The 8776-nt window shown below is 71.0% G+C and carries 9 protein-coding genes; 2 read left to right on the forward strand and 7 right to left on the reverse strand.

The features are described from left to right. Positions 1-302 precede the first annotated feature (302 nt). Both FV223_RS13245 and FV223_RS13250 read left to right on the forward strand, forming a co-directional pair. A complete protein-coding gene (locus FV223_RS13245; protein ID WP_147727491.1) occupies positions 303-623 on the forward strand; it encodes a BrnT family toxin in 321 nt (106 codons plus the stop codon). Then, positions 565-1017, forward strand: a complete 453-nt coding sequence (locus tag FV223_RS13250; RefSeq protein WP_147727492.1) for a BrnA antitoxin family protein — start codon at positions 565-567, stop codon at positions 1015-1017. Before FV223_RS13245 ends, FV223_RS13250 begins: the two co-directional genes overlap by 59 nt. A 26-nt stretch (positions 1018-1043) precedes the next feature. On the opposite strand, the gene FV223_RS13255 is transcribed toward FV223_RS13250, so the two are convergent. The 7 genes from FV223_RS13255 to FV223_RS13285 form a co-directional block, all read right to left on the reverse strand. Then, positions 1044-2060 (reverse strand): ABC transporter ATP-binding protein, encoded by a 1017-nt coding sequence (locus FV223_RS13255; RefSeq protein ID WP_147727498.1) that lies wholly within the window; start codon positions 2058-2060, stop codon positions 1044-1046. Positions 2061-2080: 20 nt separating this feature from the next. Continuing rightward, positions 2081-3151: an ABC transporter ATP-binding protein gene (locus FV223_RS13260; protein ID WP_147727493.1), complete on the reverse strand. Its 1071-nt coding sequence runs from the start codon at positions 3149-3151 to the stop codon at positions 2081-2083. Between the two features lie 115 nt (positions 3152-3266). Then, positions 3267-4196 (reverse strand): ABC transporter permease, encoded by a 930-nt coding sequence (locus FV223_RS13265; RefSeq protein WP_147727494.1) that lies wholly within the window; start codon positions 4194-4196, stop codon positions 3267-3269. A 21-nt stretch (positions 4197-4217) separates the two neighbouring features. After that, positions 4218-5171 carry an ABC transporter permease gene (locus FV223_RS13270; protein ID WP_147727495.1) on the reverse strand — a complete coding sequence of 318 codons (954 nt, stop codon included), beginning with the start codon at positions 5169-5171 and terminating at the stop codon, positions 4218-4220. 81 nt (positions 5172-5252) lie between these two features. Beyond that, entirely contained in the window at positions 5253-6884 is a 1632-nt protein-coding gene (locus tag FV223_RS13275; protein WP_147727496.1) for an ABC transporter substrate-binding protein, read from the reverse strand. Positions 6885-7028: 144 nt separating this feature from the next. Continuing rightward, positions 7029-7409 (reverse strand): oxalurate catabolism protein HpxZ, encoded by a 381-nt coding sequence (gene hpxZ, locus FV223_RS13280; protein WP_147727497.1) that lies wholly within the window; start codon positions 7407-7409, stop codon positions 7029-7031. Beyond that, positions 7409-8773: an AtzE family amidohydrolase gene (locus tag FV223_RS13285; protein ID WP_246689673.1), complete on the reverse strand. Its 1365-nt coding sequence runs from the start codon at positions 8771-8773 to the stop codon at positions 7409-7411. Before FV223_RS13285 ends, hpxZ begins: the two co-directional genes overlap by 1 nt. Positions 8774-8776: the final 3 nt, after the last annotated feature.

Below are 8776 nucleotides of genomic sequence, written 5' to 3' on the forward strand. Positions count from 1 at the left end.
GGCCGGCATCGCGGCCGTGGCGCTCTCGGCCTACCATGCCGACCCGATGACGGCCGAGCCGGGCCTGCTGCTCGGCTACGCCGCCGTGCCCGAGCGCGCCATCGCGCCGGCGGTGACGCGCCTGGCGACGACTCTGTGGGCCGCCGGCGGGGGATGAGGCGACGTGGCCCGCGCCTTGCCATCCGCACCGCGCGCCTGTGCTATCATCCCGAATCCGGCTTTAGAGGGTTCGACAACCGACCGATGCGGCACCAACGAGCCGACCGGATTGTCCCTCATGGTTTTCGGAGTTACATAAACCCGTGACGGCGGTCTGGGACGAGGCGAAGCGGCAGGCGAACCTGCTCAAGCATGGGCTCGACTTCGCCGAGTTCGAGGCCGCTTTCGATGGCGAGGATGCCGTCTACCTGCCCGCGCAGCCGAGCCGCACCGGCCGCATCCGCTACAAGATCATCGGTCGATGGCGGGACCGGTTGGTCGTCGTCGTGATCGTCTCGCCATTGGGGGCGGAAGCCATCGCCCTGGTGAGTTTGCGCTACGCCAATCCGAAGGAAAGGGCCGTCCATGATCGTCTCGGATCGCAAGACAGACGCGCCGGCATTTTCCCAGGCGGATTGGGATGAGGTCTCCGACAACCCCGACCTGACGGACGTGGAACTCGCCGCGTTGAGACCGGCTCGCGAGCTGCCTCCGGATATCTACGCCGCGCTTCCGAGAAACCGCGGCGGACGCCCGCGGGCCGCGTCGCCCAAGGTGCAACTCACGCTTCGGATCGATCGCCGTGTGCTCGATGCCTACAAGGCGACCGGTCCCGGTTGGCAGACCCGCATGCATGACGTGCTGGCCCGCATCGTGGATGATCCAGGCGCAGGTCCGCATGTGGAAGCCGATACGGCGCGTGAGGCGGGGATTTATCGGCGGACGGGATCGGACCGAGGGGGCGCCGTCGCAGCCGGTCAGCCGTTTCCGCCTTCGCAGGACGCCGAGTGTGGTCCCTCCGGCCGGAAGAAGGCCTGATCGGGCCGATCGTCCGCGTTTCCCCCTTAGGCCGCCGCCTCGGCCCTCACCGGCTGCGGCCCGGCGCGGTAGGCGGCCGACGCCTCCTCCGTGCGCCAGCAGGCGGCGAGGTGCCCGTCGCCGACGCTGAGCGAGGGCGGCGTCTCGCGGCACTTGTCGATCGCGAGGAAGCAGCGCGGGGCGAACGGGCATCCGGCCGGGCGGTTGGCGAGGTCCGGCGGGCTCCCCGGGATCGTCTGGAGCCGCGCGCCTTTGGCCAGCGCCCCCTCCGCGCGGCTGCGCAGCAGGCCGATCGTGTAGGGGTGGTGCGGATCGAGCACGACCTGGTGCGCGGTGCCGGTCTCGACGATGCGGCCGGCATACATCACCGAGATCCGGTCGGCGACCTCGACGGCGGCGCCGAGGTCGTGCGTCACCAGGATGATCGACAGGCCGAGATCGCGCTGCAGCTCGCGCAGCAGCAGCAGGATCTGGATCTGCACCGTGGCGTCGAGCGCCGTGGTCGGCTCGTCGGCAAGCAGCACCTGCGGCCGGCAGGCGAGCGCCAGCGCGATCATCGCGCGCTGGCGCATCCCGCCGGACATCTCGTGCGGGTAGGCGTCGAGGCGCCGCTCCGGGCTCGGGATGCGGACGCGCTCGAACAGCGCGAGCGCCCGCTGCCGGGCTCCCGCCGCATCGATCTTTTCGTGGCGGCGGATCGCTTCCGTGATCTGGCGGCCGACGGTGTAGACCGGGTCGAAGGCGAGCAGCGGCTCCTGGAAGATCATCGAGGCGACGTGCCCGCGGAAATCCGCCAGCTCGCGCTTCGACAGCGCGAGCACGTCGCGGCCCGCCACCGAGATCCCGCCCCGCGTGCGGCTGCGCCCTTCCGGGAAGAGGCGCAGGATCGCGCGCAGCGTCACGCTCTTGCCCGAGCCCGACTCGCCGATCAGCGCCATGGCCTGGCCGCGCTCGAGCCGCAGGTCGACCCCGTCGACCACCTCGACCTTGCCGAAGCCGACCTTGAGGTCGGTGAGCTCGACCGCGGGGGGCGACGCGTTCATGTCCGCGCTCATCTTCGCGCTCATGCCGCCACCTGCTCGGCAGCGGGAGCAAGGGAATGGCCCGAGCCCGGCTGGCGCGCGAGGCAGGCGGCCTGATGCAGCGGCGCGATCGGGGCGAGCGGCGGCGTCACGCCGGAGCAGACCGGCTCGGCGAGCCGGCAGCGCGGATGGAAGCGGCAGCCGTCCGGCGGGTCGATCGGGTTCGGCGGATCGCCGGTGAGCAGGGCGGCCTCGGTGCGGTTGTCGGGATCGAGCGACGGCATCGAGGCGAGCAGCGCCTGGGTGTAGGGGTGGGCGGGCTCGGCCAGCACCGTGTCCGAGGGGCCGAGCTCGGCGACGCGGCCGAGATACATCACCATCACCCGGTCGCAGATGAAGCGCACCACGTTGAGGTCGTGGCTGATGAACAGGTAGGTCAGCCCGAACTCCGCCTTGAGGTCGAGGAGCAGGTTGAGCACCTGCGCCTCCACCGACTTGTCGAGGGCCGAGACCGCCTCGTCGAGGAGGATCAGCCGCGGCTCCAGCGCGAGGGCGCGGGCGATGTTGACCCGCTGGCGCTGGCCGCCGGACAGCTCGTGCGGGTAGCGGCCGGCGAAGCGCTTCGGCTCCAGGCCGACGCGGGCCAGCAATCCGCGGGCACGCTCGATCGCCTCGCGGCTGCCGACCCCGTTGACCGTCGGCCCGAAGGCGATCGAGGCCTCCACCGTCATCCGCGGGTTGAGCGAGGCGTAGCTGTCCTGGAACACCATCTGCACCTGGCGGCGATAGGTCCGCCACGGCATCGCGCGGCTGCCCACCGCCTCGCCGTCGAACAGCATCTCGCCCTGGTCGCGCTCGATCAGGCCCATCAGGAGCTTGGCCGTCGTCGACTTGCCGCAGCCGGATTCGCCGACGATCCCGAGGGTCTCGCCCTTGAGCGCCGAGAAGTCGACGCCGTCGACGGCGCGCACGACCGACTTCTTGCCGCCGACGCCCTTGCGCACCGGGAAGTGCTTGACGAGGCCGGAGACCGACAGGAGCGGCTGGGCCGGGCCGCCGCGGTCGCGTAGCGAAGCGGTCGCGAGGTCGGCGGGCTGGACGATGACGCTCATGAGTGTTGCCCTGGGCGCTGATGCCGCGACGGCGATCCGCCCCGTGGGCGGCGACGCGCGGGCGCGCTCGCCGACGTCGGGCGGATGAGAGGGGGGCGGTGCCGAGCCGTGGGGATCACTGGCGGATCTCCATGGCGCTGCGCAGGCCGTCCGAGAACAGGTTGAACGAGATCGAGACGATGAAGATCGCCAGCCCCGGCAGCGCCGCCACCGTCGGGTTGACGTAGATCGCGGTGCGCAGCGTGTTGAGCATCAGGCCCCATTCGGGCTCCGGCGGCCGCACGCCGAGGCCGAGGAAGGACAGGCCCGAGGCCAGGATCATCGAGACCGAGATCAGGCCGGTGGAGTAGACGAAGATCGGCCCGACCACGTTGCCCAGCACCTGCACCCGCATGATCGTCAGCGCCGAGGCGCCCGAGAGGCGGGCCGCGTCGATGTAGTCGCGCGCGCGGATGCCGGTGGTGACGCTCTCGGAGATCCGCGCGATCTGGGGCACGAACACGCAGGTGAGCGAGACGATGGCGTTGAAGATGCCGGCGCCGAGCGCGCCCGAGAGCGCGATGGCGAGCAGCACCGAGGGGAAGGCGAAGAACACGTCGATGGTGCGCATCAGGATCGTGTTGGTCCAGCCGCCGACGTAGCCGGCGACGATGCCGATCGACGACCCGATCACGAAGGCGATCAGCACCGGCGTCACGCCCATGAACAGCGACAGCCGGGCGCCGACCATCAGGCGGCTCAGCATGTCGCGGCCGAGCTCGTCCGAGCCGAGCCAGTAGGTCGCGTCGCCGACCGGCTTCAGGCGGCGCAGCATCGAGCCGCGATACGGGTCCATCGGCGTGATCCACGGCGACAGGATCGCGACGACGACGATGGCGAGGATCACCAATCCGGCGGCGATCGCCACGGGGTCGCGCACGAGGCGGTGGCCGACATGGCCCCAGTAGCCGCGGGAGGCGACGAAGGCGTCGGGCTCGACCTCGGACGCCGCGGGGGCGATGCCGCCGTCGAGGGCCATGGTGGCGGCGGTGACGGGTGCGGTCATGACGTCATGCTTTCCTCGGGCTCAGGCCCGCTCGATGCGCGGATCGAGTGCGGTCTGCATCACGTCCACGAGGAGGTTGAGGGCGACGAAGAACATCGCCAGCACCAGGATCGAGCCCTGGAGCAGGGGCAGGTCGCGCTGGAAGATCGCGGCGTTCAGGAGGAAGCCGGTGCCGGGCCAGGCGAACACCGTCTCGATCAGGATCGAGCCGCCGAGCAGGTAGCCGAGCTGCAGGCCCATGATCGCGAGCGCCGTCGGCGCGGCGTTGCGGACCACGTGCTTGAACACGCCGACCTCGTCGAGGCCCTTGGCGCGCAAGGCCTCGACGAAGTCCTGGGCGAGGATGTCGGCCACCAGCGCCCGCACGGTGCGGGCGATGATGCCCATCGGGATCACCGACATCGTGACGGCGGGCAGGATGATGAAGCGCAGGTGCTCGAGATCGGGCCGCCAGTTGCCGGAGCCGTCGGGCCCGGCGCCGGTCGGCGGCAGCCAGCCGAGGTTGGCCGAGAACACGATCACCATCACCATGCCGAGCCAGTAATGCGGCACCGAGACGCCGAAGACCGAGATCGCGGAGGCGACCCGGTCGAGGATCGAGTTGCGGTGATAGCCGGCGACGAACCCGAACAGGGTGCCGAAGGTGAAGCCGATCAGCGTCGCGACCGAGGCGAGGATCAGGCTGTTGACCACCGCGCGCGAGACCTCGCCGAGCACCGGCCGGCCGGTGGCGATCGAGACGCCGAGGTCGCCGTGCAGCACGTGCCAGAGCCAGATCGCGTACTGCACCGGCAGCGGCTTGTCGAAGCCGTAGGCGGCGCGCATCTCGTCGATGGTCGCCTGCGTCGCGTCCGCCGGCAGGATCGCGCTGAGGGGATCGCCCGGCGCGAGGTGGACCAGCAGGAAGCAGACCAGGCTGACCCCGAACGCCACGGGCGTCACGGCGACGAGGCGCTTAAGGATGTAGAGCAGCATCGGATCCGGGTGTCCTTGTTCCGATGACCGGGGGGGCGAGCGTGGGCCGGCCCCTCCCCCGCGACGGGGGGAGGGATCGCGTCAGCGCCCCGCGGTCGCGATGGTGACGTTCGAGAAGTCCTGGAACCAGTTCTGCGCCTGGACGAAGCCCTTCACCTTCGGGCTCATCGCCCGCGGGTTCACGTCGTGCGTGATCATGATGAACAGCGCGTCGTCGACGAACTTCTCATGGACCTTCTCCAGCACCGCCGTCTGCTCGGCCTTGTCGAAGGTGTTGCGGACCTGGTCGAACAGCTTGTCCATCGCCGGGTCGGAATAGTAGCCCCAGTTGGTGCCGTTCGGCGGCGCGAAGTTGCTCTGGAGATGCCGGATGAAGCCGGTGAACGGGTCCTGGATGAAGTACGAGTAGTTGATGCCCGTCACGCCGCGCGAGATGTCGGCCTTGGCGCCGGCGCGCCAGATGTTGATCAGCGTGTTCCACTCGACCACCTCGTAGTCGACCTGGATGCCGACCTCGGCGAGGTTCTGCTGCACGAACTCGTTCATCGGCAGCGGCTGCATCTGGCCGGAGCCGGAGGCCGAGATCGCGATCTTGGTCTTCAGGGGCTTGTTCGGCCCGTAGCCGGCTTCCGCGAGCAGCTTCTTGGCCGCGGCCGGATCGTAGGTCACCTTGAAGGTCGGGTGGCCGAACCACTGGTGGCCGGGCGGGAAGAAGCCGGTGGCCGGCACCGCGAGGCCGCCGAGCAGCTCCTTCAGGCCCTCGCGGTCGATGGCGAGGTTGGCGGCCTTGCGCACGCGCACGTCGTTCCAGGGCGAGCCCTCGACCCGCGACAGGTGCCAGGTCCAGTTGTGGGGATAGGTGTTGGTGACGATGGTGAAGCCGGCGCCCTTCAGCGAGGCGACGGCGTCGGGCGCGGGCGCCTCGATCCAGTCGACCTGGCCGGAGCGGAGCGCCGCGACGCGGGCGTTGGCCTCGGGCAGCGGCACCAGCACGAGCTTGTCGAGCTTGGGCACGCGGGCCTTGTCCCAGTACGCCTTGAAGGGGACCATCTCGGCGCGCTCGCGCGGCGCGAACAGGGTCAGCTTCCACGGGCCGGTGCCGGACGGGGTCTTGGCGAAGGCGTCCCAGCTCCGCCCGAGCTTCTCCCACTGGGCGGGCGAGGACATCATCACCCAGGCGATCTGGTAGGGCAGCGTCGCATCCGGCGCCTTGGTGACGATCTCCACGGTCAGCGGGTCGACCACGCGATAGCTCGCCACCGCCGGGATGCGGGTGCGGCCTTGAGCCGACTGGCGCGGATCGTATTGCGGGCTGTCGTTCTTCAGCAGCTTGTCGAGGTTCCACACCACGGCGTCGGCGGTGAAGTCGGAACCGTCGTGGAACGTCACGCCGGGGCGCAGCTTGAACGTCCACTTGGTCTTGTCGGCGGCGTCCACCGCCCAGCTCTCGGCCAGCCCCGGCACGAGGTCGGAGGGCTTGGTCGCCGAGGACAGGTCCCAGTTGATGAGCCCGTCGTAGACCGTGTAGCCCATGAAGCGCATGCCCTCGCCGCCGTTGTCGGCCTGGCCGGTGGTCAGCGGGATGTCGGAGGCGGTCATGCCGATCCGGAGCGTGCCCTGCGCCATCGCGGCGGAGGGCGCCTGGGCCGACAGCGCGAGGGCGCCGGCGAACGCCGCACGGGCGGTGAAGTTCTTCATCGAGCGAAACGGCATGTCGGGCGGGTCTGCTCCGTGAGGCGGGCCCCCGCGACGGGGCGCCCGAGAGGACGCCCGGCTCCATGCAAGCGCGCGGCCAGACCGGCGCTGGGGTGTCATTCTTTATTCAATCGCACCGGAGGCGCGGATCGGCGGGGGGGCCTACCCGTCGATCAGGCTCACATGCGCGGCGACCACCCGCCAGCCTTCGGGAAACCGCACCCAGGTCTGGCTCTGGCGCCCGATCCGACCCGGCGCGCTCTCGCGGAAGAACAGGGTCATCGCGGTGGCGAAATCCCGCCCGTAGGTGGTGATCACCGTCTCGGACAGGGTCCGCTCCAGGCCGACGGGCGAGCGCGCCCGGCGGAAGGCGCGGATCGCGTCCATGCCGTAGAGGTTCTCGCCCCCGCCGTAGCGGATGGTGCGGGGATCGTCGCGGAACAAGGCCTCGAGCACCGGCACGTCGTTCTCCGTCAGCGCGGTCTCGTAGGCGCGGAACGCCGCCTCGACCTCGGCCTTCACCGCGAAATCGTCGACCACCATCACGTCAGCTCCGCGATCGGGGCGCGGACGATGCCGAGCCGTTCCAGCACCCGCGCCACGCGCAGCGCCACGTCCTCGCGCCAGGGCGCGGCGATGATCTGCACTCCGAGGGGCAGCCCGCCGTCGAGCCAGACCGGCACCGCCGCCACCGGCAGGCCGATGAACGAGATCGGCTGGGTGAACACGCCGATATTGGCCCGCACCGGCAGGGAGACGCCGTCGAGGGTGAAGTGCGTCTGTCCGCGCGGCGGCGCCCGGCAGGGGGTGGACGGCGCCAGGATCACATCGACGTCCGCGAACAGGTCGGCCACCGCGCCGCGGTACCAGCGCCGGAAGCGCTGCGCCCGCTCGACGAAGGGCGCCGGCAGCATCGCGCCGGCGATGAGGCGGTCGCGCACCGCCGGATCGAAGTCCTCCGGCCGGGTCCGGAGACGGTCGAGGTGGAGCGCGGCGCCCTCGGCCGCGGTGATCAGGTAGGCCGCCGCCCGGGCGCGGGCGGCTTCCGGGATCTCGACGACCCGCGTCGCGGCGAGCGCCCGCGCCGCCACCTGGACCGCGGCGAACGCCTCCGGGTCGCCGCCGCGGGCGAAGTAGCCGCCGGCCACGGCGATGCGGAGGTCGCCGAGGCCGGAATCCAGCCCCGGCAGGACGGGCTCCGCGGCCCGCGCGGTCGCCGCAGCGTCGTCCGGGTCGGGACCCTGCATCGCGTCGTAGGCGAGGGCCAGGTCGGTCACGCTGCGCGCCATCGGCCCGAGATGGTCGAGGCTGTTCACGAAGGGGAAGCTGCCGGCCCGGGTCAGGCGGCCGTAGGTGGGCTTGAGCCCGAAGCAGCCGCAGAAGGCCGAGGGCACCCGGATCGAGCCGTTGGTGTCGGAGCCGAGCGTCAGCGGCACCAGGCCGGCGGCGATCAGCACGAGCGGGCCCGAGCACGGCCGCAGGTGCAGCAGCAGCGCGATCACCGTCGGGTGCACCAGGTAGAAGCCGTAGGAGTACAGCCCGAGCCGGCGCATCGGCGCGGAGCCCAGGGCCCGCACGACCCATCCGCGGCCCTGAAGCGCCGCCGAGAACGGCACGAGCAACGCCGCGCTCTGCAGGGTGTAGCGCAGGGTCTCGCGGAAGGCGGGGTCGCGCACCGCGAGGGTGGCGAGGATCACGGCGCCCGCCGCCGCCACGTGCCAGGGTTTCGGCCGCCAGGCGCGGTCGGCCGGGATCACCGGGTTGTTCCACAGGCCGAGGCAGCAGCCGAACAGGATCGCGTCGATGCGGGTGTGGGTCCAGGAGTAGTTCAGGCTGTAGTCGGCGAGCCGCCACACGTTGAGGCCGCGGATCGCCAGCACCGCGCCGCACAGCGCCAGGCACGCCACGGC

The sequence above is a fragment of the Methylobacterium sp. WL116 genome (assembly GCF_008039455.1).
Lineage (GTDB): Bacteria > Pseudomonadota > Alphaproteobacteria > Rhizobiales > Beijerinckiaceae > Methylobacterium.